This is a genomic window from Mesorhizobium sp. ES1-1, from assembly GCF_020164785.1.
Lineage (GTDB): Bacteria > Pseudomonadota > Alphaproteobacteria > Rhizobiales > Rhizobiaceae > Mesorhizobium.
On the sequence record NZ_JAIUGX010000009.1, the window covers coordinates 14,722 to 38,353 of the forward strand.

The 23,632-nt window shown below is 63.7% G+C and carries 25 protein-coding genes; 5 read left to right on the forward strand and 20 right to left on the reverse strand.

What is annotated here, in order from left to right; translation table 11 throughout:
• Positions 1-217 precede the first annotated feature (217 nt).
• Positions 218-565 carry a GFA family protein gene (locus tag LB513_RS16370; RefSeq protein WP_224664541.1) on the reverse strand — a complete coding sequence of 116 codons (348 nt, stop codon included), beginning with the start codon at positions 563-565 and terminating at the stop codon, positions 218-220.
• 116 nt (positions 566-681) lie between these two features.
• On the opposite strand from LB513_RS16370, the gene LB513_RS16375 reads away from it, so the two are divergent.
• Positions 682-1,977: an amidase gene (locus LB513_RS16375; RefSeq protein ID WP_224664542.1), complete on the forward strand. Its 1,296-nt coding sequence runs from the start codon at positions 682-684 to the stop codon at positions 1,975-1,977.
• Positions 1,978-1,991: 14 nt separating this feature from the next.
• Here the strand turns inward: LB513_RS16375 and LB513_RS16380 are convergent, their stop codons facing one another.
• The 5 genes from LB513_RS16380 to LB513_RS16400 are packed head-to-tail and all read right to left on the reverse strand — an operon-like array spanning position 1,992 to position 6,240.
• Positions 1,992-2,378: a hypothetical protein gene (locus tag LB513_RS16380; RefSeq protein ID WP_224664543.1), complete on the reverse strand. Its 387-nt coding sequence runs from the start codon at positions 2,376-2,378 to the stop codon at positions 1,992-1,994.
• Between the two features lie 41 nt (positions 2,379-2,419).
• Entirely contained in the window at positions 2,420-3,400 is a 981-nt protein-coding gene (locus LB513_RS16385; protein ID WP_224664544.1) for a hydroxyacid dehydrogenase, read from the reverse strand.
• Between the two features lie 5 nt (positions 3,401-3,405).
• Complete coding sequence (locus LB513_RS16390; protein ID WP_224664545.1) at positions 3,406-4,122, reverse strand: FadR/GntR family transcriptional regulator; 717 nt, start codon at positions 4,120-4,122, stop codon at positions 3,406-3,408.
• A gap of 2 nt (positions 4,123-4,124) precedes the next feature.
• Positions 4,125-5,294 (reverse strand): mandelate racemase/muconate lactonizing enzyme family protein, encoded by a 1,170-nt coding sequence (locus LB513_RS16395; protein WP_224664546.1) that lies wholly within the window; start codon positions 5,292-5,294, stop codon positions 4,125-4,127.
• Positions 5,295-5,352: 58 nt separating this feature from the next.
• Entirely contained in the window at positions 5,353-6,240 is an 888-nt protein-coding gene (locus LB513_RS16400; protein WP_224664547.1) for a sugar phosphate isomerase/epimerase family protein, read from the reverse strand.
• 393 nt (positions 6,241-6,633) lie between these two features.
• Here LB513_RS16400 and LB513_RS16405 point away from each other — a divergent pair, with 393 nt between their 5' ends.
• The 3 genes from LB513_RS16405 to LB513_RS16415 all read left to right on the forward strand — a co-directional run bounded on the left by LB513_RS16405 (position 6,634) and on the right by LB513_RS16415 (position 9,874).
• Positions 6,634-7,689, forward strand: coding sequence for a sugar phosphate isomerase/epimerase family protein (locus LB513_RS16405; protein ID WP_224664548.1), 1,056 nt, complete (start codon positions 6,634-6,636; stop codon positions 7,687-7,689).
• A 79-nt stretch (positions 7,690-7,768) separates the two neighbouring features.
• Positions 7,769-8,956, forward strand: coding sequence for a Gfo/Idh/MocA family protein (locus tag LB513_RS16410; RefSeq protein ID WP_224664549.1), 1,188 nt, complete (start codon positions 7,769-7,771; stop codon positions 8,954-8,956).
• Between the two features lie 66 nt (positions 8,957-9,022).
• Positions 9,023-9,874 carry a sugar phosphate isomerase/epimerase family protein gene (locus tag LB513_RS16415; protein ID WP_224664766.1) on the forward strand — a complete coding sequence of 284 codons (852 nt, stop codon included), beginning with the start codon at positions 9,023-9,025 and terminating at the stop codon, positions 9,872-9,874.
• Positions 9,875-10,145: 271 nt separating this feature from the next.
• On the opposite strand, the gene phnE (LB513_RS16420) is transcribed toward LB513_RS16415, so the two are convergent.
• The 12 genes from phnE (LB513_RS16420) to phnG all read right to left on the reverse strand — a co-directional run bounded on the left by phnE (LB513_RS16420) (position 10,146) and on the right by phnG (position 20,416).
• Positions 10,146-11,513 (reverse strand): phosphonate ABC transporter, permease protein PhnE, encoded by a 1,368-nt coding sequence (gene phnE / locus LB513_RS16420; protein ID WP_224664550.1) that lies wholly within the window; start codon positions 11,511-11,513, stop codon positions 10,146-10,148.
• A 1-nt stretch (position 11,514) separates the two neighbouring features.
• Entirely contained in the window at positions 11,515-12,474 is a 960-nt protein-coding gene (gene phnE, locus LB513_RS16425) for a phosphonate ABC transporter, permease protein PhnE (protein ID WP_224664551.1), read from the reverse strand.
• 54 nt (positions 12,475-12,528) lie between these two features.
• Positions 12,529-13,437, reverse strand: coding sequence for a phosphonate ABC transporter substrate-binding protein (gene phnD / locus LB513_RS16430; protein WP_224664552.1), 909 nt, complete (start codon positions 13,435-13,437; stop codon positions 12,529-12,531).
• A gap of 96 nt (positions 13,438-13,533) precedes the next feature.
• The gene (gene phnC / locus LB513_RS16435; protein WP_224664553.1) at positions 13,534-14,391 is read right to left on the reverse strand and encodes a phosphonate ABC transporter ATP-binding protein; all 858 of its coding nucleotides are present in this window, start codon (positions 14,389-14,391) and stop codon (positions 13,534-13,536) included.
• Between the two features lie 135 nt (positions 14,392-14,526).
• Positions 14,527-15,144, reverse strand: a complete 618-nt coding sequence (locus LB513_RS16440; RefSeq protein ID WP_224664554.1) for a DapH/DapD/GlmU-related protein — start codon at positions 15,142-15,144, stop codon at positions 14,527-14,529.
• Positions 15,141-15,848, reverse strand: a complete 708-nt coding sequence (gene phnL, locus LB513_RS16445; protein ID WP_224664555.1) for a phosphonate C-P lyase system protein PhnL — start codon at positions 15,846-15,848, stop codon at positions 15,141-15,143. The genes LB513_RS16440 and phnL overlap by 4 nt, the downstream gene beginning before the upstream one ends.
• Before the next feature lie 2 nt (positions 15,849-15,850).
• Positions 15,851-16,627, reverse strand: coding sequence for a phosphonate C-P lyase system protein PhnK (gene phnK / locus LB513_RS16450; RefSeq protein ID WP_224664556.1), 777 nt, complete (start codon positions 16,625-16,627; stop codon positions 15,851-15,853).
• Positions 16,624-17,541, reverse strand: a complete 918-nt coding sequence (locus LB513_RS16455) for an alpha-D-ribose 1-methylphosphonate 5-phosphate C-P-lyase PhnJ (protein ID WP_224664557.1) — start codon at positions 17,539-17,541, stop codon at positions 16,624-16,626. Before LB513_RS16455 ends, phnK begins: the two co-directional genes overlap by 4 nt.
• 271 nt (positions 17,542-17,812) lie before the next feature.
• Entirely contained in the window at positions 17,813-18,232 is a 420-nt protein-coding gene (fosX, locus tag LB513_RS16460) for a FosX/FosE/FosI family fosfomycin resistance hydrolase (RefSeq protein ID WP_224664558.1), read from the reverse strand.
• Positions 18,229-19,341, reverse strand: a complete 1,113-nt coding sequence (locus tag LB513_RS16465) for a carbon-phosphorus lyase complex subunit PhnI (RefSeq protein ID WP_224664559.1) — start codon at positions 19,339-19,341, stop codon at positions 18,229-18,231. The genes fosX and LB513_RS16465 overlap by 4 nt, the downstream gene beginning before the upstream one ends.
• 2 nt (positions 19,342-19,343) lie before the next feature.
• Complete coding sequence (gene phnH / locus LB513_RS16470) at positions 19,344-19,955, reverse strand: phosphonate C-P lyase system protein PhnH (protein ID WP_224664560.1); 612 nt, start codon at positions 19,953-19,955, stop codon at positions 19,344-19,346.
• Complete coding sequence (phnG, locus tag LB513_RS16475) at positions 19,955-20,416, reverse strand: phosphonate C-P lyase system protein PhnG (protein WP_224664561.1); 462 nt, start codon at positions 20,414-20,416, stop codon at positions 19,955-19,957. The genes phnH and phnG overlap by 1 nt, the downstream gene beginning before the upstream one ends.
• 116 nt (positions 20,417-20,532) lie before the next feature.
• Here phnG and phnF point away from each other — a divergent pair, with 116 nt between their 5' ends.
• Entirely contained in the window at positions 20,533-21,282 is a 750-nt protein-coding gene (gene phnF, locus LB513_RS16480; RefSeq protein WP_224664562.1) for a phosphonate metabolism transcriptional regulator PhnF, read from the forward strand.
• A gap of 287 nt (positions 21,283-21,569) precedes the next feature.
• Here phnF and LB513_RS16485 read toward each other — a convergent pair whose 3' ends face one another.
• Together LB513_RS16485 and LB513_RS16490 are read right to left on the reverse strand one after the other, a co-directional pair.
• A complete protein-coding gene (locus LB513_RS16485) occupies positions 21,570-22,589 on the reverse strand; it encodes a zinc-binding alcohol dehydrogenase family protein (RefSeq protein ID WP_224664563.1) in 1,020 nt (339 codons plus the stop codon).
• A 72-nt stretch (positions 22,590-22,661) separates the two neighbouring features.
• The gene (locus tag LB513_RS16490; RefSeq protein WP_224664564.1) at positions 22,662-23,627 is read right to left on the reverse strand and encodes an ABC transporter permease; all 966 of its coding nucleotides are present in this window, start codon (positions 23,625-23,627) and stop codon (positions 22,662-22,664) included.
• Positions 23,628-23,632 lie beyond the last annotated feature (5 nt).

Sequence of the window (23,632 nt, forward strand, 5' to 3'; positions counted from 1 at the left end):
CGCGGTAGGGAGATCGGCTCAGCTCGCTTCGCGGAGCTCGGCCTGTTCGTCGGCGCGAAGGTGACTTGGCGCCGAGCCTTTGACGCGCTTGAATGCGCGGCTGAAGGCGGCGTCGATTCATAGCCCAGACGCGCGGCAACGACTGAGATTGCGGCTTGATTTCCACGACGATGCCGGCCAACCCGGTTTGACCCTCTGCGACGGACGGCCGGCGAGTTCAGGCCGAGCGTCCGTCGAAGTCTAAGATCGACAAGGTGGAACGGTCGAGATCGGAGACGCAGTTGAGGTTTATGTAGGCGTTGCGCTCGCCGTCCTCGCGGACATCCTCGGCGAAAGGATGGATGCCGCAGGTCCGGCAGAAACGGTGTGCGATCGCACGATTGCCGAATGAGTAGGTGCCGAGGTCATCACCCCAGGCGTGAAGCGTCAGCGATTCATGCGGAATGGCACATAGCAGCGCGCCCTTACGTGCGCAGATCGAGCAATTGCAGCGCAGCGCATCCGTGACTTCAGCCACGAATTCGAAGGCGACCTTGCCGCAATGACAACTGCCTTTATGGAGCATCGGGTTTCCTTCCATTCTCCGAGGGTGCAAAACGGGTTGCGCCGGGCTAAGTCCCATAGCCACGCGCTGGCTGTTGATCCAAGGACGTTCAAGGCACTCGGAGTCCGACACCGAAAATGCAGTCAGTCCGCGACCATCTCGAAACCATGCTTTCGCGCCTTGCGGCTCGTGCCGCCGATGAGCGCGTGTTCACCAGGCTCTATGCCGACGCCGCGCGGGCGGCGGCCGACGCCAGCGATGCCCGCAAGCGCGTTGGCATGACGCTCGGACCGCTCGACGGCAGCATTGTCTCGATCAAGGACCTCTTCGACGTCGCCGGCGAGACGACCACCGCCGGCTCGCTGATGCTCAAGACCGCCGCGCCCGCTTTGCGCGACGCCGCGATCGTCAGCCGGTTGCGGCAGGCAGGTGCCGTCATCATCGGCAAGACCAACATGACGGAATTCGCCTTCACCGCGATCGGCGATAACATGCACCATGGCACGCCCGGCAATGCCGTGGCCGCCAGTCATATTCCCGGCGGTTCGTCATCAGGCGCCGGCGTTTCGGTGGGCGAGGGGACGAGCGAGATATCCATCGGTTCCGATACTGGCGGTTCGGTGCGTATCCCCGCGTCGCTCAACGGCGTCGTCGGCTTCAAGCCGACAGCGCGGCGGGTGCCCCTTACCGGCGCCTTCCCCTTGTCCACCACGCTGGACTCGGCCGGTCCGCTCGCCCGCACAGCCGACCAGTGCGCTGTCGCCGACGCGGTGATGGCCGGGGAGATGCCCGCCCCGCCGGCGCCGACACCGCTCGCCGGAGTTCGCTTCGGCATCCCGCGAGGCGTTCTCTTCGCGGACACGGAAGGCGAGGTCGCCTCAGCATTCGAGCACTGTCTGGGCAAGATCGAGCGCGCCGGCGCTCGCCTCGCGGACATAGCGATCGATGACCTGCTGGCCGACATGCGCGCAGCCACAAAGCGCGGTTCGATCGCTGCGATGGAAGGGGCCGAAGTTCATGCCGACTGGCTGGCGGCGGGAGCATCCGTGCCCGTCGATCCACGTGTCAGCGGACCCTTGTCGAGGGCGGCGATGTTGCCCGCGCCTGTCTATATCAGAGCTCTGCGCCGCCGCGGCGAATTGGCAGTGGCCATGGACAATCGGCTTGCGTTGATTGATGTGCTCGTACTGCCGACCACGCCGGTGATGGCGCCGACCATTCGTTCGATGGCCGAGGACGCGGCCTTGCGCGACCGCACCGAGGGGCTGCTGCTGCGCAACACGCAGGTCGCCAACCAGTTCGACCTGTGCGCGATCTCAATGCCGATGCCAGGCATGACGCTGCCGGCCGGATTGATGCTGGTGGCGCGCAATGGGCATGATCGATATCTGCTTGCGATCGCCGCTGAAGTGGAACGGCTGCTTGGTGCGTAACTGAACCGACGTTCTCAATGCGAAGAACAGTGCTTTCGCTCGCTGTCCTTGGCGGCGCGCAGGATTCGGGTCGCGACCAGCCATGGCATGTTTTGGTTCCTGCCGACGATGGTCTGCGTGCGCTGCCCGATCACGCCTCTGACGACTATCTTTCCGGCATAGAGCGCTTCCGAGAGATCGGTTATCGCCTTGTCTTGCTGCGGCAATCCGCTGACATCGATCGAAAGGCCCTTGGTGATTGCGCCGGTGGTAAGGTCAAGCGCACTGTAGGACGGGCAAGGTGCCTTGAAGTAGCGCAGGCCGTTGTCGCAATAGACATAGCTGCTCTCTGCCGCGGCGACCGACGACGCGGCGCAGATCGAAGCAATTATGGCCAGAGATGCGAAGCGAAGAGCGGACATTGGGTCAGCCTCGCCGCAAAATGGGGCGAAACGGCGATGTGTTATTGGTCCGCCGGAAACCGTCGCCGGTAATGGCCCACGACTTCGGGGTTGCGCAGGTTGACCGGCAGTTTGCCGGCCAGCACCAGCAGCGCCTCGCCGGCCGCGCCGACACCCATGCGCATCATCGACTCCTCGGTGATGCCAGCCATGTGCGGGGTGATGATGACATTGTCGAAGCCGAAATAAGGATGGTTTGGCTGCAGCGGCTGCGTCGAGAATACATCGAGTGCGGCCCCGCCAATACGACCTTTGCGAAGGGCCTCGATAAGCGCATCGTCGTCGATGACAGGTCCGCGCGAGACGTTGATCAGCAGCGCGTCCTGTTTCATGCGAGCAATGCGTTCTCGGCTGATCAGGCCCCGCGTCTCTTCGGTTAGCGGGCAACACAGGACGATGATGTCGCTCTGCTCGACCAGGGCGTCGATAGACAGGAAACCCACCTTGTCCGGTGCCGGCCGCATGCTGCGCGTCGTCGCCACTACTTTCAGGTCGAAGCCGTGCGCGGCGATATGGCCAACAGCCTGACCGACGGCGCCAAGGCCAACGATACCGATGGTCTTGCCGGCCAACTCGCTATTGGAATTGGCATGCTCGCGTCCGGCGAGCCAGCCCTTTGCCCGCAGGTCGCGGTCGACGACGCGGAAATTGCGAAGCAGGGCGAGCGCCGCGAACATGGCGTGCTCGGCAACCGAGCGGGCATTGACCGCGGGAACATTCGCGACCAGCACGCCGGCGGCGGTTGCCGCTTCCATCGGGATCATGTCGAGCCCGGCGCCATGGCGAATTGCCGCCCGCAATTTCGGCGCGCCCTGGAACAGGGCCGGCGGCAGAGGCGCGCGGACGATGACGATGTCGGCGTTCCTGGCATCGACGGCAAGGGTCTCCGCGTCCAGGGCGGATGCGACGACAAGCTCGCCGGCGCCGGCCAGCATGGCCGAAGCGCGCGGATGCAGAGGGTGCGTCGTGAGGATACGGGGCATGCCGGTCAGGCTTTCTCCAGCGCCGGACGTGGCGCTGCCTCGCCATGGCCCTCGATCAGGCCCTTCCAATAGCTCTCCGCGCCTTGCAGATGCGCGCTCATCAGCGCCTGGGCAAGATTGCCGTCGCGGCGCAGCAGCGCCTCGTAGATATGGATGTGATCGGCATGCGAGCGCACGTTGCGCTCGGGATCGTTGAAGTAGATCGGCAGGCGCTGTTCGCCCATCATGTAGTAGACGCTGCAGACATTGTGGAAGACGCTGTTCTTGGTCGCGCGCACGATCTCGAGATGAAATTCGCGGTCTTCCCTGGCGAGGCCCTCGCCAGCGGCGATGCGCTCTTCCGAGGCTTTGAGGATTTCGCGCAGCCGCTCGAAATTCTCTTCGGTGGCCCGTGAGCAGGCAAGCTCGGCCGCCTTGATCTCATGGATCTTGCGAAGTTCGACGGTTTCGTAGATCTGGATCGGATCCAAGGGCAGGCCCGCGCGCGCAAAGAGCGCCATGGCTTCCACGCTGGCCTGCTTGGTGTCGATGTAGATGCCGGACTTGGCCCGGCGTTCGACGATCCGCATGGCTTCGAGGATGGCCAGCGCCTCGCGTAGCTGGCCGCGGCTGACGCCGAAATGCTCCGCCAGTTCACGTTCGGACGGCGTCCGCCCCGTCTCCTTGTCGGATTGCGAGAACAGATAGGCGGCGAGCTCGGCGAGAAGGTTCTTTTCTTTCATCTTCAACCGCGTTGCGCGTGCGCCTCCAGGAACCGCTCCGAGATGGTGAACCCCAGCCCCGGCGTTTCCGGGATCGCTATCATACCGTCCCTGACTTCGACAGTCTCTTCGACCAGATCGTGGATCATCGGGTTGGCGCCCAGCGAATATTCGACCGTGAAGCTCGACGGCGACGCGGCGCAGACATGCAAACCGGCGAAGAAGCAGGGCGCGCCGGCCCACAGATGCGGCGCGAAACGCAGGTTGAAGGCGCTGGCGATGGTGCCGATCTTCATGGCCTCGCTGATGCCGCCGCAAAAGGCTGGATCCGGCTGGAAGATATCGGCCGCCTTGAGCACGGCAAGGTCGCGGAAGGCATAGCGTGTCGCCTCGCTCTCGCCGGTGGCGATGGGGACGGTTCCCGATGCCCGAACCTCGGCCATGCCGGATTTGTCGTCGGCGATGACCGGCTCCTCGAACCAGGCGAGATCGAGGTCGCTGACAAGCCTTATGAAGCGCTTGGCTTCCGCCACCGTGTAGGTTCCATGAGCGTCGACCATCAGCTCGACATCAGGGCCGAGCGCCTGTCTGGCGGCGCGGACGCGTGACGCGGATATATGCGCGGCGCCGTCCATTGCCCCGATGCGCATCTTAAGGGCCTTGAAGCCACCCTTGGCGATATAGGATTTCAACTGCTCGCCAATGGCGTCGGCCGCCGCCCAACCGCCGGAGGCATAGGCCGGCATGCGGTCCAGCTTGCGGCCGCCCAGCAGCCGCCAGACCGGCACGCGAAGCGATTTGCCGAGAATATCCCACAACGCGATGTCGACGGCGCTGATCGCCGCGACGCTCATGCCGCGTCGCGCCAGCTGGGGCATGGCGTGGCCTGCCCGTACGGCGCTGTCGTGGCGCACGCCGTTATAGAGCATCTCCCAGATGACGCCGATGTCGGCCGGATCACGGCCGATCAACTGAGGGCCGACCTCATGGTTCAGCATGTGGACGAGGGCGCCATAGCTGCCGGCGCTGCCGGCAGCGTTCTTGCCTTCCCCCCAGCCGACCAGGCTGTCATCGGTCTCGATGCGCAGGATCGCGGCGTCAAAGGTCGTCACCTGGCCAAAATCGCTGCGATGTTGCCGAGCGGCTTCGATCGGGACGCTGACCCACCAGGCTTGGACGTTCTTGATGCGCATGGTCTTCCCCAGCCCTGCCGCCAGTCAGGCGAAAGGGCGAATTCCTGAGAGCCGTCGGCTACTTGATCAGCGGCAGCAGCGTTTCGGCGTTGATGCGCATCTGATCGGTGTAGAACTTCTCAGTGAGCACGCTGGAGCCGTGATCCTGAATGAACTTCAGCTGCTCAGGCGAAATGTCGACAGGGTGGCGCTCGACCATGTCGGGATAGGGTGCGGCCGGCGTGCGATCGACCGGCGCGACGAACTCGTTGGTCAGCGCGCCGTCATAGCCGATCTCCCGCAAGGTGGAGACGATCTTGGGCCAGTCGATCTGGCCGAGGCCGGCGGCGAAGCGGTTGTTGTCGGCGACATGGAAGTCGAACAGGCGCTTTCCAGCATTTCGGATTGCGTCATAGACGTTAAATTCTTCCATGTGGATGTGGTAAGCGTCGAGGCAGATGCCGCATTCGGGATCGACCGCGTCGGCCAGCGCAAGGGCCTGCGAGCCCCGGTTGAACAGATAGGTTTCGAAGCGGTTGAGCGGCTCGATCGCGATCTTGACGCCGACCTTCTTGGCATGGGTGAAACATTCCCGGGTCGCATCGACAACCCATTTCCATTCCTCTTCCTCGGTGCCGTCCGGAACAACCTTGCCGACCGTCGCCGGAACCAGGGTGATGATTTCGCCATCGAGCTCGCTGACCATGGTCAGCACGTCCTTGACATATTGCACCGAGCGCTCGCGCTGACCCTGATCCCTGGCGGCGAGGTTGCGCTCTCCCAGCATCAGCGTAACCGCGCCCCAGCAGCGGATACCATGCTCCTTCAGGAGCGCGCGGGTCTCCGTGGGCTTGTACTGTTCGGGCTCGCCGGAAATCTCGATCGACTCGTAGCCGAATTTCTTGATGCGCTTGAGCGTCGTCTCCAAAGGTTCGGCTCGCATCCAGTTGTGCGTCGAAAGATGCATGGTCTGTCCTTCCCAATCGTCTTGATCGTTCGCCTGCCACTTGCGTCACAAGAGACGACGCATAGGTTCCTCCCCAAGGCGCCCCAGCTTCTCCTCGCAAACTGGTTCGACCAATTGGGCCTGCAATGACCTCTACAGGAAATTGCGGTGGACGGCAAGAAGCGCGAGGACGCAACTTGGCCTATATGGTAGTTGATTGATTATGTTGGCATAAGCGGTGCTGGACAGCGCTTGGTAGACATTGCCTTGACGCATCGCATGACTTGACCAAATTCCGATATTTGGTAATACCAGAATTAGCGTATGTACCAAGCGACCGGGCAGCGACCAAAGTGGCTGGCCCTGCTTTCAATCGGCGCTATGCTGGCCGCACAATGTAAGGGGAGGATGCCGATGCCGACGACAATGAAAGGTCCGGGGCTGTTCCTGGCGCAGTTCGCGGGCGATGCCGCGCCATTCAATTCACTGGCTTCGATCACGAAATGGGCCGGGGGGCTCGGCTATAAGGGTGTGCAGATCCCGACCTGGGACGCGCGGCTGTTCGACCTCAAGAAGGCGGCGTCGTCCAAATCCTATTGCGACGAAATCCAGGGCATCTGCGCGGAGGCCGGCGTCGAGATCACCGAGCTGTCGACGCATCTGCAGGGGCAACTGGTCGCTGTGCATCCGGCCTATGACGCTCAGTTCGATGGCTTCGCGCCGGCGTCGGTGCACAACAACCCGAAGGCCAGGCAGGAATGGGCGGTCGAACAGATGAAGTTCGGCGCCCAGGCGTCGCGCAATCTCGGCCTGAACGCTTCGGTCACCTTCTCCGGCGCGTTGGCTTTCCCCTATCTTTATCCCTGGCCGCAGCGCCCAGCCGGATTGATCGAGGAGGCGTTCGCCGAACTCGGCAAACGCTGGAAGCCGATCCTCGATGTCTACGAAGAGCATGGCGTCGACGTCGGCTACGAGATCCATCCGGGCGAGGATGTGTTCGATGGCTCGACGTTCGAGATGTTCCTCGACGCGGTCGGCGGCCACAAGCGCTGCAACATCAACTACGATCCGTCGCACTTCCTCCTGCAGCAGCTCGACTATCTTGAGTTCATCGACATCTATCACGAGCGCATCAAAGCGTTCCACGTCAAGGATGCCGAGTTCAACCCGACCGGCCGGCAAGGCGTCTATTCCGGCTATCAGAGCTGGACCAACCGCGCCGGCCGCTTCCGCTCGCTGGGCGACGGACAGGTGGACTTCGGCGGCATCTTCTCCAAGCTCACTCAGTATAATTACGACTCCTGGGCGGTGCTCGAATGGGAGTGCTGCCTCAAGCATCCCGAAGACGGCGCAGCGGAAGGCGCGCCTTTCATCCAGCATCACATCATCCGGGTGACGGAGAAGGCATTCGACGACTTCGCCGGCGGCGCGACGGACAAGGACATGTTGCGCAAGATGATGGGGATCTAGCGCGATCTTCCCTCCCATGGAGGGTGGTTGGCCGGATCGACGCCCTTCAAAGGGCGCTGAGCAAACGAGGGAGAGAGACATGGTCGGCGCATCGAAGTCGGAAACGGGAGGCGGCCCGATCCGCTATGGCATGGTCGGCGGCGGGCAGGGTGCCTTCATAGGTGCGGTGCACCGCATCGCGGCGCGCATGGACAATGATTTCGTGCTGGTTGCCGGCGCGCTGTCGTCCGATCCGGCGCGCGCCAAGGCATCGGCCGCCGAACTCGGGCTCGATCCGGACCGCAGCTACGCCTCTTATGCCGAGATGGCCAAGGCCGAGTCGCAGCGGCCCGACGGCATCGAGGCGGTCGCCATTGTCACGCCGAACAATGTGCACGTGCCCGCTGCCAAGGCCTTTCTCGAAGCCGGCATCCACGTGATTTGCGACAAGCCGCTGGCGACGACGCTGGCGGAGGCCAGGAAGCTGGCGGCGGTCGTCGAGAAGACCGGCAAGGTGTTCGTTCTCACCCACAATTACACTGCCTATCCGATGGTACGGCAGGCGCGCGAAATGGTCGCCAAGGGGGTGCTCGGCGATATCCGCATCGTGCAGTCCGAATATCCGCAGGACTGGCTTACCGAGGATCTCGCCGCCACCGGCCAGAAGCAGGCGTCGTGGCGCGCCGATCCCAAGCAGGCGGGCGCCGGCGGCGCGCTGGGGGACATCGGCACCCATGCCTACAACCTCGCACGCTTCGTCTCCGGGCTTGAACTCGATTCGCTGTCGGCGGATCTCGATGCTTTCGTGCCGGGGCGCCAGCTCGACGACAATGTCAACGTCATGCTGCGCTTCAAGCCTATTGGGAAGGCCCATCCAGCCAAGGGCATGATCTGGGCGAGCCAAGTGGCACCCGGCCATGAAAACGGGCTGAAGCTGCGCATCTATGGCTCGAAAGGCGGGCTGGAATGGGTGCAGGCCGATCCGAACTATCTCTGGTACACGCCGTTCGGCCAGCCGAAGCAGCTGATCACCCGCAATGGCGCCGGCGCGCTGCCGGTGGCGGGGCGTGTCAGCCGCGTACCGTCAGGGCATCCGGAAGGCTATCTCGAAGGTTTCGCCAACATATACCAGGAGGCCGCGCGCGCCATCCGCGCGGCGCGCGGCAAGGGCGGCAAGCCGGCAAAGGATGTCGTCTACCCGACCATCGATGATGGCGTCGAGGGCATGGCCTTCATCGAGGCGTGTGTGAAGTCTTCTAGGAAGAACGGCGCCTGGACGAAACTTTAGAGGCGCACGGGGAGCGAGTGCATGGCCGGCACGACATTGCCGGCCGAAAAAGGGGGAGGGGCATCGATGAAGATCGGCATGTGCATGTTCTTGTGGACGACGGCGGTGTCGAAGAAGCACGAGCCATTGCTTCGCGACATCAAGGCGACAGGGTTCGATGGGGTCGAGATCCCGATTTTCGCCGGCTCTCCGGACGATTACAAGAAGCTGGGCGAGATGCTTGACCGCATAGGACTGGAGCGCACCGCGGTTTCGGCCATGGGCGATCCGGCGATGAATTTGATTTCGGCCGACGCAGCCACACGCAAGGCCGGTGTCGACTTCATGAAATGGGCGATCGACTGTGCCGATGCGCTTGGCGCCCGCACATTGAGCGGTCCGCTGCATTCGACGCTCGGCGCCTTTTCAGGCAGCGGGCCGACGGCGGCGGAGAAGAAGCGTTCCATCGCCTCGCAGCGTGCGATAGGCGACCATGCCGGCAAGAAGAATGTCACCATCGGCCTCGAGGCGCTCAACCGCTTCGAGTGCTATCTTTTCAATACGATGGCCGATCTGTCCGAGCACATCGATGCGATCGATCGCCCGCACATCAAAGCCATGTACGATACTTTCCATGCCAATATCGAGGAGCCCGATCCGACCGGCGCCTATACGAAGCACCGCGGCAACATCGTGCATATCCACATTTCCGAGAACGATCGCGGCGTGCCGGGGCGCGGCAACATTCCGTGGAAAGAGACCTTCTCCGCGATCCGCAAGAGCGGTTATGACGACTGGCTGACGATCGAGGCCTTCGGCCGTTCGCTCAAGGAACTGGCGGCGGCAACCAAGGTGTGGCGAGACTTTTCCGAGACGCCGGAGGCCGTGTATCGCGAGGGGTACAGGCATATCAGGGATGGGTGGAAGAAGGCGGCTTAGCGCCTTTCCGGGGCCTCCGTCACGACGATGCTGGGCACTCTTTCCCACTTCCGCTGCTTTCGCGGCGGTTGGCAGGTGGTTCCCCCACTCCGTCTCGGCTTCGCCGAGCCACCTCTCCCCCCTCCGGAGGGAGAGGAAGGGAGCCAGGCCAGATAAGTTCGCGCCTTTCCTCTACCCCGTCGACCGGGGGAGAGGTGTCGAGCGAAGCTCGACGGAGTGGGGGTCGACCCCTGGCGCGAGGCGCAACGATGCTCGCTTCCATGTTGCAGGGCTACACCTGCTCCGCCTGGCTCCTGTTGTAATCATGGATGGTGGGGCTCAGTTTCCGCCGCAGGAAGTTCGATATGGCGTCGAAGGTGAAGACCACGAGAAGCGTCAGCAGCACCATGTAGAAGACGTTGGCCCAATTGGAATTGGTGCGCATGGCTTCCCATAATTTCAGGCCGATGCCGCCGGCGCCGACGGCGCCGATGATGGTGGCGCCCCTGGTGTTGGATTCCCACTGGTAGAGTGTCTGGCTGATGAACACCGGCACCACTTCCGGGATCACGCCGTAACGCTGCACCAGGAGGCCGTTGGCGCCGGTCGATATGACGCCTTCGCGAGGCTTGTCGTCGATGTTCTCCAAAGCTTCGGAATAGGTTTTGCCGAGCGTGCCTACCTCGGTGAAGAAGATGGCCGCGCTGCCGGCCAGCGGGCCTGGTCCGAAGGCGCGGGTGAAGAACAGCGCCCAGATCAGCATGTCGACCGAGCGCATGAAGTCGAAGAAGCGCTTGAGCACCTGGCTCAGCCAGCCGCTCGGCGTGATGTTGCGGGCGGCGAAGAAAGCGAGCGGGAAAGCGACGAGGCCGCCGAGCAGCGTGCCGAGAAACGCCATGACGATGGTCTGCAGCATCTTTGTCCAGACGTCGCCATGTTGCCACTGGGCGTTGTACCAGATGTTGTCGCCGGCAAGGGCGAGGTTCGAAGTGCCCGGCTTGAGCTCAGGCCCGGACAGGATCAGCGTCACAACTTCGCCAGTGGACTTGCCAAAGAAGGGGGAGCGGGTGTCGAAGACGAAATTCGCCCAGCCGAGGAAACGCTTGCGCACCTTGACGCGGTCAACGGTGACGCGCACCTCGCCGGCGAAGCCCATCCTTGCGACCACCTCGTCATCATGCGCGGTAATCCAGTCCGGTACTGGGCCGGCAATCACCGGCTTGCCGCTGGCCAGCGCCACGGGGATGGTTTGGCCGTTGGCCGTGATGATCGCTTGCGTTTTGTCGAAGGTGACGGATTTCGCCAGGCCATCGATCAGCACGGTGAAAGTGCCGTCCGCATTCCTGGTCACCCAGTCGGGGTTCGGACTGTCGCCAAGTGCTGAGAAACGCGGATATTTAGGTGTGATCTGCGGCTGGTCGAGACGGAACTCAGGCTGCAGATCGTAACTGACCCATTGCGACAGGAAGAGCGGCAACCGCTCCCAATGGGAGTCCCGCAGCACCTGCGGCAGGCTGAAGAACCACAAGGCGTAGGCGAGATAGAGCACGGTGCCGGCAAGCAGGAGTAACGGCCCAAAGCGCTTGTAGACCGGCCGGCGGAACAGCAGCGGGAAGCGGTCCTCGATCGCCCTGATCTCGCCGGCGGTCATAGCAGCCATGTCAGGCTCCCATCAGGAAGGCCTGTTCGCCGACGAGCTTGCGGCGGACCCAGGCGGAGAACTGGTCGATGATGAAGATTGTGGTGAACAGCAGCAGCACCAAAGCCAGCGTCTTGGCGCCGAAGCCGCGCGAGATGGACAGCTTCAGCTCCTCGCCGATGCCGCCGCCGCCGACCGCGCCCATGATGGTCGAGATGCGCACGTTGATCTCGATGCGGAGCAATGTGTAGGACATGAAATTGGGCATCACCTGCGGCAGGCCGGCAAACCGGACACGCTCGAACCAGTTGGCGCCGACCGCGCGCAGACCTTCCTCGGCCCGCATGTCGATGTTCTCGTTGATCTCGTAGAACAGCTTGCCCAGCGCGCCGAGCGAATGCAGGCCGATGGCGATGATGGCGGCGACCGGGCCGGCTGAGACGATGGCTGCGAACAGGCCGGCGATAACGATCTCGGGGAAGGCGCGCAGCAACTCCATGAACCGCTTGACGACAAGGCGCAGCACCGGGTGCGGCGTCAGGTTGCGCGCCGCGATGAACGAGAACGGCACGGCGAAGATGAAGCCGATGAAGGTCGAGACTAGCGCCACGTTCACCGTGGTCAGCATCAGCTCGAAATATTCGGGAATGTAGAAACCACCCCAGACATAGGAACGGCCAAGTGGGAAGTTGAACTCCTGCGTGCCGGTGTCGTGCGGTGAGGCGATGTCGAACAGGGCCCGCCAGACGTCGTTCCAATCCTTGGGGACGAGCCAGCTCAGGAAATCCAGAATGTGCGGCAAGCGGTCGAAGAAGTGCCCGGCATTGGCCTCGTCGGCGAACCAAATGCTGGTGAACATCGCGACAAGCAGCAAGGCGACCCCAAGCACCGCATAAAACCGGCGCAGCGATGTCTGGCGTCGCCAGGCATCGGCCATCTGGTGGGTGCGGCCGGAGGAGGGGGCTGTTATCGAAAGGGTCATGATCGGGATGCAAAAAGGGCGGCGCTTTCGGCGCCGCCCTTCCTGATTTCGCCGTCAACCGCCGATGGCGGCCTTACGGGCTTCGATGATGACGTTGTAGAAGTCGGGCTTCACGGGCACGTAGCCGGTAAAATCGCCACCCTCGACACCTTCGAAGCAGGCCTTGTCCTTCTTGGGCAGGTCGGTGAAGAAGGCAGTAAGCTTCGCGGTCATGTCGTCGCCGAGCGCGGTGCGCACGACCAGCGGGCCGTTCGGGATCAGCCCGGAGCGCCAGACTTCCATGAAGTCGTTGGGGTCGACGGCGCCCTTGGCGACTTCCTTGTGGAAGGTGCCGGAGGTGTAGCCGTTCTTGAAGTCGCCGATGCCGGAGGAATCGTCAACCGCCACATCGACCTTGCCGTCGCGCACGGCGAGCACGTTGTTCTCATGGCCACCGCTGAACTGCGTGGAGGCGAAGAAGGTCTCGTTCGAAGCCCCGGTATCCTTCGGGATCTGGGTCAGCGGGATCAGATAACCGGAGGTCGAATCCGGATCGGCATAGCCGAGCTTCTTGCCCTTGGCGGACTGGATGTCGGTGATGCCCGACGATTTCAGCGCCAGGCCGATCGAATAATATCCCGTGGCGCCGTCCGTCTGCTGGGTGGTGAGAATAGGGGTAACGGCCTTAGGATCCTTGAGGGCGATGCTGGCGTAGCCTGATGCGCCGAGTTCTGCGAAGTCCAGCGTGCCGCCAAGCAGGCCCTGGATGACGCCGTCATAATCGGCGGCGGGGAAGAGCGACACCTTTTCGAAGCCGAATTCGGTCTTCAGATGATCTGCGAGGCACTGGAAGTTGCGCAGCCGGTCTGTCTCGTTTTCGCCGCCGAGAATGCCGACGCGAAACTCCTTCATGTCGGCCGCGTGAGCGGCGCTTGTCGCCATGGCGAGCACCGAAACGGCGCTGAGAACCATTTTCCTGAACATTGGATATATTTCTCCTGTGGGTTCCGGCCCCGCGCCGGCAGCGTTGTTATCGATGTGACCAGTGCCCTTGACGCGGGCTGACGACCCCGGCCGCCCTCAGTAGCCGGGGAATGCCGGTTCGAGCGGTCCGGCGGATGCGAGGATCCTTTGCCTGAAGGCGAAGCTGGTCGAGGTGATAGCCTCGGAGATTTCGCCGCCATTGTTGTCGACGCCATAAACCAAGCGGACGGCCTCACGGTTGAGTTCTTCCGGCGGGCCGTCGAAGACGACCTTGCCGGCGGCCATGCCGATGATCCGGTTGCAATAGGTGCGGGCCGTGTCCAGCGTGTGGAGATTGGTGATGACGGTGATGCCCTCGCGCAGATTGATGTCCTGCAGGGAATCCATCACCACCTTGGCGTTGAGCGGGTCGAGCGAAGCGATCGGCTCGTCGGCAAGGATCACCCTTGGCTGCTGCATCATGGCGCGGGCAATCGCGACGCGCTGCTGCTGTCCCCCCGACAGGGTTCCGGCGGGCTGCAACGCGATGCGGGCAATATCGAGCCGGTCGAGAGCGGCGACAGCCTCGGCGCATTCGGCGCGGGAAAAAATGCCCAGGAGATTGGTGAGGGTCGAACGGTGGTTCAGCTTGCCGAGCAGCACATTGGTCAGCACGTCGAGGCGCGGGACCAGATTGAACTGCTGGAAGATCATGGCGCAGTCGCGCTGCCAGCGCCGCAGCGGCGGACCCTGCAGCTTGGACACGTTGGCGCCGTCAAAAAAAATCGACCCCTGGCTGGGATCGATGAGACGGTTGATCATGCGCAGCAGCGTCGACTTGCCAGCGCCCGAACGGCCGATGATGCCGACCATCTGGCCTTGCGGGATCGAGATGTTGATGTCGCTAACGGCGGTATTCCTGCCGAAACGTCGGCTGACACCGCGGATATCGAGGGTGGCGGAAGTGGCTGACATGGGCTGGGCTCCGATCCGGGCCTTATTGATCGTCAGGCTCTCGCCTAACGCAGCCGCATGAACCTGCCATGTCGCCACCATGTCAGTTTTGTAACGCTCCACAGGCAGTGCTGCGGGGCGCGAGATCGCGGCCTGTCAGCGGCCGTGCTTCTCCAGAAACGCCTCGGCAGATAATTGCCGAAAATCCTCGAGAGACGCGCGCAGCCTGGCATGGTCCCAGTCCCACCAGGCGAGCGCCTGGTAGCGCTCGGCGGTGCGGCGGTCGAAGCGTTCGCGGATCGGCTTGGCCGGCACGCCGGCGACGATGGTGTAGGGCTCGACGTCCTTCGAGACGACGGCTCCAGCGCCGACAGCAGCGCCGTCGCCGACGGTGACGCCGGGCAGGACGGTGGAGCCGTGACCAAGCCAGGTATCGTGGCCGATCTTGACGCGCCTGGCGCGGCGCTCAGCGAAGAACGCGCTCTCGTGCTCGGCATCGTCCCAATAATCCGCGGCGCGATAGGTGAAATGGTGCAGGGTCGGCCGCGACATCGGGTGATTGGTGGCATTGAGACGCACGCTGGCCGCGATGTTGGCGAACTTGCCGATCGTTGCGCACCAGACGGCACAGTCCTGCATCATGTAGGAATAATCGCCGAGCTCGCTCTCCGAAACCCGGCTGCGCTCGGCGATCTCGGTCCAGCGCCCGACCACGGAGTTTTCGATCTCCGCCGTCGGGTGGACCAAGGGCGTCTCCGACAATTTCCTGGTCATGCGGCGATCTTTCCCGGAGCGAACGCGGTGACGTCGATGACGCGGTCGGCGACCGCCTCGCGCACGTCTTGGTCGTGGAAGATGCCGAGCAGCGCCACGTCGGACGCCTTCTTGGCGGCGATGAGCTCGATCACCACGTCGCGGTTTTTGGCATCGAGGGATGCCGTCGGTTCGTCGAGCAGCAGGATCGGATGCCCGGTGATGAAGCCGCGAGCGATGTTGACGCGCTGCTGCTCGCCGCCCGAGAAGGTTGCCGGCGGCAATGCCCATAATTTCTCCGGCAGATTGAGCCTGGCCAGCAAGTCGCGAGCCTTGCTTCTGGCACTTTCGCGTTCCTCGCCGCGCTCGACCAGTGGCTCGGCGACGACGTCGAGTGCCGAAACGCGCGGCACCGTGCGCAGGAACTGGCTGACATAGCCGATCGTTTGCCGGCGTACCGCCAGCACGGTGCGCGGGCCGGCGGTGGCGAGATCGATCAATCCACCATCGTGCGTCACGATGATTTGGCCTTCGTCGACGGCATAGTTGCCGTAGAGCATCTTCAGGATCGAGCTCTTGCCAGCGCCGGATGGACCGCCGAGCACGGTGCATTCGCCGGCCCTGATCGAAAACGAAACGTCGGCGACGACCGGCAGTTTGATGCCATCGCGCAGATGCATGGTGAAGCTCTTGGCGACGTTGGAGACAACGAGGGGCGTGGGCATGGCTATACCTGCAAAATGGAAGAAACCAGCAATTGCGTATAGGGCGCGCGGGGATCGTCGAGCACACGGTCGGTGAGGCCGCTTTCGACGACACGGCCGTCCTTCATGACCATCATGCGCTGCGACAGGAGCCGCGCCACTGCGAGGTCGTGGGTCACGACGATGGCCGCCAGGCCGAGATCGGTGACCAGGCCCCGCAACAGATCGAGCAGGCGCGCCTGCACCGAGACGTCGAGGCCGCCGGTCGGCTCATCCATGAAGACCAGCCTTGGTCCGGTGACGAGGTTGCGGGCAATCTGCAGGCGCTGGCGCATGCCGCCGGAAAAGGCGCGTGGCTCGTCGTCGATGCGGTCTTCTTCGATCTCGACGCGCGACAGCCAATCGACAGCCGTGGCGCGGATCTTGCCGTAGTGGCGGTCACCGACCGCCATCAGCCGCTCGCCGACATTGGCGCCGGCCGAAACGGTCATGCGCAGGCCATCGGCCGGGTTCTGATGGACGAAGCCCCAGTCGGTGCGCATCAGAAAGCGGCGTTCGGCCTCGCTCATGCGGTAGAGCTCACGGAAATGGCCGTCGCGCATGCGGTAGCTGGCGGTGCCGGATGAGGGCAACAACCGCGTCGACAGGCAGTTCAGAAGCGTGGTCTTGCCGGAACCGGACTCGCCGACGACAGCCAGGACTTCGCCCGGCCAGAGGTCGAAGGTGACGTTGTCGCAGCCGACGCGCGAGCCGTAGGACTTGGAAAGCGCCGAGACGCGCAGCAATGGTTCGTCGGTCATTGCGCCGGCTCCATGTTTCCTGGGGCAGAGTGGGTTTCGGGGGCAAGGTCGGTTTCCGGCGCAAGATGACCGCGATGGCCGTCTCCGCGCCGCTTCTCGCAGTAATCCGTGTCGGAGCATACGAACATGTGGTCGCCATGGTCGTCGAGAATGACCTCGTCGAGATAGACATTCTTGGCCGCGCAAAGCGCACAAGGCTGGTCGAAGGTCTGTACTTCGAACGGATGGTCCTCGAAGTCGAGGCTGACGACCTCGGTGAAGGGCGGCAGCGCATAAATGCGCTTCTCGCGGCCGGCGCCGAACAGCTGCAGAGCCGGCGAGTGGTTCATTTTCGGATTGTCGAATTTCGGCGTCGGCGATGGGTCCATCACATAGCGGCCCTCCACCTTGACCGGATAGGCATAGGTGGTGGCGATGCGCCCGTGCCTGGCGATGTCTTCGTAGAGCTTCACATGCATGAGGCCGTATTCCTCCAGCGCATGCATTTTCCGGGTCTCGGTTTCGCGCGGCTCGAGGAAGCGTAGCGGCTCGGGGATCGGCACCTGGTAGACCAGCACTTGCCCGGCCGCCAACGGATGTTCGGGGATGCGGTGCCGGGTCTGGATGATGGTGGCGGAGGCGGTGTCCGTCGTCACCGCGACATTGGCTACCTTCCTGAAGAAGGCGCGGATCGAGACGGCATTGGTGGTGTCGTCGGCGCCCTGGTCGATGACCTTCAGCACATCGTCGGGGCCGATGATCGAGGCGGTGACCTGGACGCCGCCAGTGCCCCAGCCATAAGGCATCGGCATTTCGCGCGAGGCGAACGGCACCTGGTAGCCGGGGATGGCGATGCCTTTGAGGATCGCCCGGCGGATCATCCTTTTGGTCTGCTCGTCGAGATAGGCGAAGTTGTAGGTGGCGATGTCGGTCATGGCGATCACATCCACATTGTGCTATTGCAGTGGCGTCCGGGACGCGGGGACAGGGGCGAAATTAGATGAGCTCGACCGGGTGGATGCATCTCGCAATTGTGTTGGTGGGGTTCGTCGGCGTCGTTGTCTTTTTCCTTCGGCGCATGGTTTTTCCCGTTGCCAACGGAGGCTCTCAAGGTCAGTACGAGAGCATGGGTGGCGATTACTCCGGGTATGACAGCTATGGCGGTCACAGCCATGACGGTGGCGGTCATGGTGGAGGGCACTGAATTCATTGGGCCGTCTCCAATCCTCTGGCGTAGCGCGCCAGTCGCTCATTGAGCGTGCCGGTGTGCAGTTCGAACAGGTGGTTGTCGTCGTCGTAGAAATAGATCGAGCGACCTTCACCCTCGACGCGGGGACGCGGCGGGTGCATGTCTAGGCCGAGCTTGCCGACGCGCTCGAGGTAGCGGCCGAAATCGGCCTCATCAATCTTGAAGGCGATGTGGTTGTAGCTGCGCTTGGGCAGCGCCTCGCCTTCCATGATGGCGACCCAGATGTCGCCGATCAGGAAGAATTTTTCGCGTGACAGCGAGAATTGCCGGATACCGCTGTCATACACTTCGCTTGCGTCGAAGACTCCGGTCAGGATCTCGGTCATCCGGTTGAGATCGCGGACGATGAAGGTGATGTGGGAGAGACCTTCGATCATTCGGCGGCCTCCCGCTTCTCGTCGATCTTCGTCGGGTTTCCCCGCGCCTCATATTCGGCGCGCATGCGGCGCACGAGGTCGAGTTCGGCCTGGAAGTCGACATAGTGCGGCAGCTTCAGGTGCTCGACGAAGCCGGTTGCCTGGACATTGTCGGAATGCGAGATGACGAACTCTTCGTCCTGCGCGGCGGCAACGACATCCTCGCCGAGTTCCGTGGCGCGCAGCGCCCGGTCGCATAGAGCCATCGCCATCGCCTTGCGCTCGCTCTGACCGAAGACGAGGCCATAGCCTCGGGTGAATTGCGGCGGCGCCTTGGCCGAGCCCTTGAATTGGTTGACCATCTGGCACTCGGTGACACGAACGGTGCCGAGCGGGACAGCAAAGGGCAGTTCGGGCACGTCGAGTTCCAGCTCGACCTCGCCGATGCGGATTTCGCCGACGAAGGGATGGTTGCGGGCATAGCCGCGCTGGGTGGAATAGCCGAGCGCCAGCAGGAATCCTTCGTCGCCGCGCGACAGTGCCTGCAGGCGGATGTCGCGCGCCATCGGAAATTCCAGCGGCTCGCGGGTGATATCGCCGGGGACACGATCCCCAGGCATCTCGCCATCCGGCTCGATCAAGCCCTCGCGAGCCAGGATCGCCGAGACGCGCGGCATGGCCTGCGCTTCCGTCTCTCGCTGCAAGGGCTCGGCGACATCGGCGCCGGCGGCTAGTTCGGGATCGAGCAGCCTATGCGTGTAGTCGAAGGTCGGCCCGAGCAACTGGCCGCCTGGCAGGTCCTTGTAGGTCGCCGAGACGCGACGCTCGACCCGCATGGCGCCGGTGTCGATGGCCCTGGTGTAGCCAAAGCGCGGCAGCGTGGTGCGGTAGGCGCGGACGAGGAAGATCGCCTCGATCATATCGCCGCGCGCCTGGACGATGGCCAGCGCGGCAAGCTCGCGGTCATAGAGCGAGCCTTCGCTCATCACCCGGTCGACGCCGAGCGCCAGCTGCTCGACGATCTGGTCGAGGCGTAGCGCGGGCACCGAACGGTCGCCACGCCGGCGGTCCGCAAGCAGGCTGTGTGCGTTGGCGATTGCGGTTTCGCCGCCTTTTACCGCGACATACATCGTCAAGCCTCCATCGTCTTGATGCGCGTCGTGCGCGGCAGGCAGGCGATGCCGTCCGGTGCGGCGAGTATGATGTCGACGCCACGTGGGAAGCGCTCGGTATTCTGCCTCCACTGCTCGACGAAGTGGCGCGGCATCTGTGCCGGCGCGATCGTCGCCGTGATTTCGATGCCGGGGCCTTCAAGCAGGAACGGGGTGCCGGAGATGAGGTCGCCGACCTGCAGGATCAGCGTGGTTGACCGGTCGGGGTAGTCCTGGGTGCCTTGCGAGAAGCTGTCGAGTGCCATCAGCTCGGCCGGCTTGGCGACCAAGGCAAAGTGTGCGTCGGCCGGTGTGTTTGCCAAGGGCGCGCCGGAGTGAAATCCCAACCAGGAACCGGTGGCGGCCGAGGCCTGCAAGGCTGGATCGAGCCAGAGCGGGGTGTCGTTGTCGCACAGCGTGAGGGCGACGGCGCCGGCGGTGATCGACAAGGGCGACGGCGGTCGCGCGAAGGCCGGTAGCGTCTGCACGCTGCCCGGGCAGGCCATCGCGTCCATGACGGCGCGGAACACGGCCTGCGCGTTGAAGACCGGATCGGCGAAGCCGCCCTCGATCGATTGTGCCGCGACATCCATCAGTCTTCTCCGCGAACCATGGTGAAGAAATCCACCTTCGTCGCCGCTGTCTCGGCGCGGCGTTTTTCCTGGGCGGTGGCCAGAGCGGCCTGCAGCGGCGCAATCAGCCTGGTCTCGACCTCGTTGCGGCGGGCAGGGTCCTGCCACAGCGCGTCTGCGATCGCCGCCAGCTTGGCTTTCTGCCGGTCGCGCCCGAGGGCGTAGCAATGGCCAATCTGTCCGGTCGGCAACCGCACGGTGGCGCGGGTGACAGTTGCCTCGCCGACATTGAACGGTGCGCCGCCGCCGCCGATGCGGCCGCGCAGCGTCACAAGGCCGGTCTCGGGGCCGCGCAGCAGCTCAGCTTCGGAGGGCAGGCCGGACTCGTCCCAGAGCCTGGCGATGTCATCGCCGCTTGATTGCGCCAGGGTCGCCATGGCGACCTTCCGTTGCGCCTGGTCACGCGCTTCCTGTCCACGCATCCAAATATCCTTTTAGCAAATTTGTCCATTGATATAGACAACCATACAAATTATACCTTTCACCTATCGGGAGTCCATGACGGGCGGATGACATTCGCGAGAGCGGAGGCAGGGGGATGGCTGCGACAATGTCTGCGGATAGCGTCGAACGCCGCAGCGGCGTGTCGCTGTGGCGGCAGATCGCCGATAAGATCCTGCATGCGATCGCCATGGGCGATTTTCCAGAAAGCGCTGCGCTGCCGCCGGAAGTCGCTCTAGCGGAGCGTTATGGCGTCAACCGCCATACGGTGCGCAGCGCCATCTCGGCTCTCGTGAGGGAGGGCGTGCTGAAGGCGGAGCAGGGGCGCGGCACGTTCGTGCTGTCGCGCAAGCGGCTGTCCTACCCGATCGGCGCGCGCACGCGTTTTTCGACGGGGCTGCAAGGGCAGGCGGTGGAACGGCACATCGTGCTGCTCGTCTCGGCCGTCGAGCCGGCCAGCGAGCGTGTCGCCGCGAGCCTCGGCCTAACTAAGGGCGCCTCGGTAATCAGGTTGGAGACCCGCGGCGAGGCGGACGAGCGGCCCGTGTCGCGTGCTGCCAGCTGGTTCGATGCCGGTCGTTTCGCAGGCATCGATGCCGCGATGGCCGCGACCGGTTCGATCACCGCATCGCTGGCACGGTTCGGCATAGAGGATTATCTCCGGCAATCCACCGTCCTGTCGGCTCGCCATGCCGACGCGGCCGACCTTGCCGACCTCGACCTGCAGCCCGGGGCCATCGTGCTGGTCACGGTCGCCGTCAACATCACGCCCGACGGCCAGCCGATCCAGTTTTCGGAGTCGCGCTTCCCGGCGGAGCGGGTGGAACTCAGGCTGTCTGCGCTGTAAGGAGTGCGGGCCTGTACGGGGCCTCGATCCCGTCCGACAAGATCAGACCAGATCGCTCGCTTGTTGTCAGCGAGCCCGGCGTTTGAGGACCGGCTTCCCCCACTCCGTCTCGGCTCCGCCGAGCCACCTCTCCCCCCTCCGGAGGGAGAGGAAGAGAGCCCGTCTTCATAAGCTCGCAACCTTCCTCTCCCCCGTCGATCGGGGGATAGGTGTCGAGCGAAGCTCGACGGAGTGGGGGTCGACAGCTCGGCGCAGCCATCGGCTCGGACCAGGTCCGGGGCCCGCCGCTATGACCCCACCTCGATCACAGCCTTGATCAGGCCGGATTTCTCGTGCGCCCAGCGGGCGAGATCGCGCGGCGTATCGGCAAGCGATGTGCGGTGGGTGACGAGCTTGGCCAATGGCACGGCGCCGTTGCGGATCGAGGCAGCGACGTGATCGAAGTCGGCGCGCAACGCGTTGCGGCTGCCGATCAATGTCATTTCGCGCTTATGGAACTCCGGATCGGAAAAGACGATGTCGTCCTTGACGACGCTGACCAGCACCAGCGTTCCGCCATGCGCGACATGGGCAAAGGCCGACTGCACCGATTGGGTGTTGCCGGTAGCGTCGAAGACCAAGTCGAAGCCTTCACCCATTGTTGCCTCCTTGACCAGATCGGGCACCGCACCGCGCGAGCCGTCGAGGGTCGGGAAGCCGAGTTCGTTCGCGGCGAAGGCGAGCCTTTCGCTGCTCATGTCGAGCAGCGTCACGTCGAGACTGGCAATGCGGGCGAAAATCGCCGTGCCGAGACCGATCGGACCGGCGCCGATGACCAGTGTGCGGGCGCCGGTATCGGCACGCGCGCGACGCACGGCATGGGCGCCGATGGCGAGGAACTCCACGGCGGCGGCGTCAGCCAGCGACAGGCCGTTGGCGGGGTAGAGATTTCGCGCCGGCATCAGGATCCGTTCGCACATGGCGCCGTCGCGGTGCACGCCGAGCACCTCGATGCGGACACAGCAATTCGGCTTGCCGTGGCGGCAGGCGATGCAGTGGCCGCAGGACAGATAGGGATTGATGACCACCGGTTCGCCGACTGCAAGCTCGACTCCGTCGCCTGTCTCGACGATCGTTCCCGAGACCTCATGGCCCATGATGCGGGGATAGGCGAGAAACGGGTGCTTGCCTTCGAAGATGTGGTAGTCGGTGCCGCAGATGCCGACATGGCTGACCGCGACCAGCGCCCAGCCGGCAGGCGGCGTGCCGGGGGCGGGACGGTCTTCCACGACCAGTTCGCCGGGTGAATGGCAGACGACGGCTTTCATGCTTCGATCCAGTCGGTGGTCAGATCGCCGGCTCGTCGATCTTGGCGGGCCGGCGACTGGTTGCGGGTTGGCTCACTTGCCGCGGCGGCGGAGTCCGTCGAAATAAACGATGATGATGATCAGCGCGCCGGTGATAATACGCTGCCAGAACGAGTTCACGTTGAGCAGGTTGGCGCCATTGTTGATGGTCGCCAGGATGAAGGCGCCGAGCAATGGGCCATGCACGGAGCCAACCGCGCCAAACAGCGAGGTGCCGCCAATCACCGACGAGGCGATGGCCTGCAGTTCCCAGCCTTCGGCCTGTGTGGGGTTGCCGATGCCGATGCGGGCGGCGAGCAGCACGCCGACAAAAGCCGCGCAGAGGCCGGACAGCGTGTAGGCCATGTAGATGGTGCGCTGCACGTTGACGCCGGAGAGGCGTGATGCCTCGGCATTGGAGCCGACCGAAAACAGGTACCGGCCCCAGCGGCTGTGATGCAGGAAGACATAGGCCGGAATGCCGACCAGGATGACCATCCAGAACAGGTTGGGAACGCCGATGAAGGAGTTGCGGGAGAAGGCGGTGAAGGTGTCGCTATTGATGTTGATGGAATTGCCATTGGTCATCAACAGGCCAATGCCGCGCAGCGAGGTCAGCGTCGCCAAGGTGATGATGAAGGGCGGCAGGCCCATCTTGACGATGCCGAAGCCGTGAAACATGCCGATGGCGACGCCGACCAGCAGCGTCACCAGAATGGCGAGCCAGATCGGGAAGCCGGCATTGATCATCATGGCGACGACGACCGTGGCGAAGCCGACCACGGCGCCGACCGACAGATCGATACCGCCGGTGATGATGACGAAGGTCTGGCCCACCGCCATGATGGCGATCATCGAACCCTGGCGCAAAAGATTGGCGATGTTGTTGCCGGTGGCGAAACTCGTCGTCGCCACCGAAAGCAGGATCCAGAGCAGAACCAGCAGCGCCAGCAGCGTCAGCCCGAACAGGACGTTGTAATTACGCTTCGGTTTTTCGACCGGAATGACTTCGGTGCTCATGGTTC

Excerpts from the sequence above, each read along its gene's own strand:
- LB513_RS16370 (WP_224664541.1), bottom strand. The coding sequence starts at position 565 with ATGCTCCATAAAGGCAGTTGTCATTGCGGCAAGGTCGCCTTCGAATTC.
- LB513_RS16375 (WP_224664542.1), top strand. The coding sequence starts at position 682 with ATGCAGTCAGTCCGCGACCATCTCGAAACCATGCTTTCGCGCCTTGCG.
- LB513_RS16380 (WP_224664543.1), bottom strand. The coding sequence starts at position 2,378 with ATGTCCGCTCTTCGCTTCGCATCTCTGGCCATAATTGCTTCGATCTGC.
- LB513_RS16385 (WP_224664544.1), bottom strand. The coding sequence starts at position 3,400 with ATGCCCCGTATCCTCACGACGCACCCTCTGCATCCGCGCGCTTCGGCC.
- LB513_RS16390 (WP_224664545.1), bottom strand. The coding sequence starts at position 4,122 with ATGAAAGAAAAGAACCTTCTCGCCGAGCTCGCCGCCTATCTGTTCTCG.
- LB513_RS16395 (WP_224664546.1), bottom strand. The coding sequence starts at position 5,294 with ATGCGCATCAAGAACGTCCAAGCCTGGTGGGTCAGCGTCCCGATCGAA.
- LB513_RS16400 (WP_224664547.1), bottom strand. The coding sequence starts at position 6,240 with ATGCATCTTTCGACGCACAACTGGATGCGAGCCGAACCTTTGGAGACG.
- LB513_RS16405 (WP_224664548.1), top strand. The coding sequence starts at position 6,634 with ATGCCGACGACAATGAAAGGTCCGGGGCTGTTCCTGGCGCAGTTCGCG.
- LB513_RS16410 (WP_224664549.1), top strand. The coding sequence starts at position 7,769 with ATGGTCGGCGCATCGAAGTCGGAAACGGGAGGCGGCCCGATCCGCTAT.
- LB513_RS16415 (WP_224664766.1), top strand. The coding sequence starts at position 9,023 with ATGAAGATCGGCATGTGCATGTTCTTGTGGACGACGGCGGTGTCGAAG.
- phnE (WP_224664550.1), bottom strand. The coding sequence starts at position 11,513 with ATGGCTGCTATGACCGCCGGCGAGATCAGGGCGATCGAGGACCGCTTC.
- phnE (WP_224664551.1), bottom strand. The coding sequence starts at position 12,474 with ATGACCCTTTCGATAACAGCCCCCTCCTCCGGCCGCACCCACCAGATG.
- phnD (WP_224664552.1), bottom strand. The coding sequence starts at position 13,437 with ATGTTCAGGAAAATGGTTCTCAGCGCCGTTTCGGTGCTCGCCATGGCG.
- phnC (WP_224664553.1), bottom strand. The coding sequence starts at position 14,391 with ATGTCAGCCACTTCCGCCACCCTCGATATCCGCGGTGTCAGCCGACGT.
- LB513_RS16440 (WP_224664554.1), bottom strand. The coding sequence starts at position 15,144 with ATGACCAGGAAATTGTCGGAGACGCCCTTGGTCCACCCGACGGCGGAG.
- phnL (WP_224664555.1), bottom strand. The coding sequence starts at position 15,848 with ATGCCCACGCCCCTCGTTGTCTCCAACGTCGCCAAGAGCTTCACCATG.
- phnK (WP_224664556.1), bottom strand. The coding sequence starts at position 16,627 with ATGACCGACGAACCATTGCTGCGCGTCTCGGCGCTTTCCAAGTCCTAC.
- LB513_RS16455 (WP_224664557.1), bottom strand. The coding sequence starts at position 17,541 with ATGACCGACATCGCCACCTACAACTTCGCCTATCTCGACGAGCAGACC.
- fosX (WP_224664558.1), bottom strand. The coding sequence starts at position 18,232 with ATGATCGAAGGTCTCTCCCACATCACCTTCATCGTCCGCGATCTCAAC.
- LB513_RS16465 (WP_224664559.1), bottom strand. The coding sequence starts at position 19,341 with ATGTATGTCGCGGTAAAAGGCGGCGAAACCGCAATCGCCAACGCACAC.
- phnH (WP_224664560.1), bottom strand. The coding sequence starts at position 19,955 with ATGGATGTCGCGGCACAATCGATCGAGGGCGGCTTCGCCGATCCGGTC.
- phnG (WP_224664561.1), bottom strand. The coding sequence starts at position 20,416 with ATGCGTGGACAGGAAGCGCGTGACCAGGCGCAACGGAAGGTCGCCATG.
- phnF (WP_224664562.1), top strand. The coding sequence starts at position 20,533 with ATGGCTGCGACAATGTCTGCGGATAGCGTCGAACGCCGCAGCGGCGTG.
- LB513_RS16485 (WP_224664563.1), bottom strand. The coding sequence starts at position 22,589 with ATGAAAGCCGTCGTCTGCCATTCACCCGGCGAACTGGTCGTGGAAGAC.
- LB513_RS16490 (WP_224664564.1), bottom strand. The coding sequence starts at position 23,627 with ATGAGCACCGAAGTCATTCCGGTCGAAAAACCGAAGCGTAATTACAAC.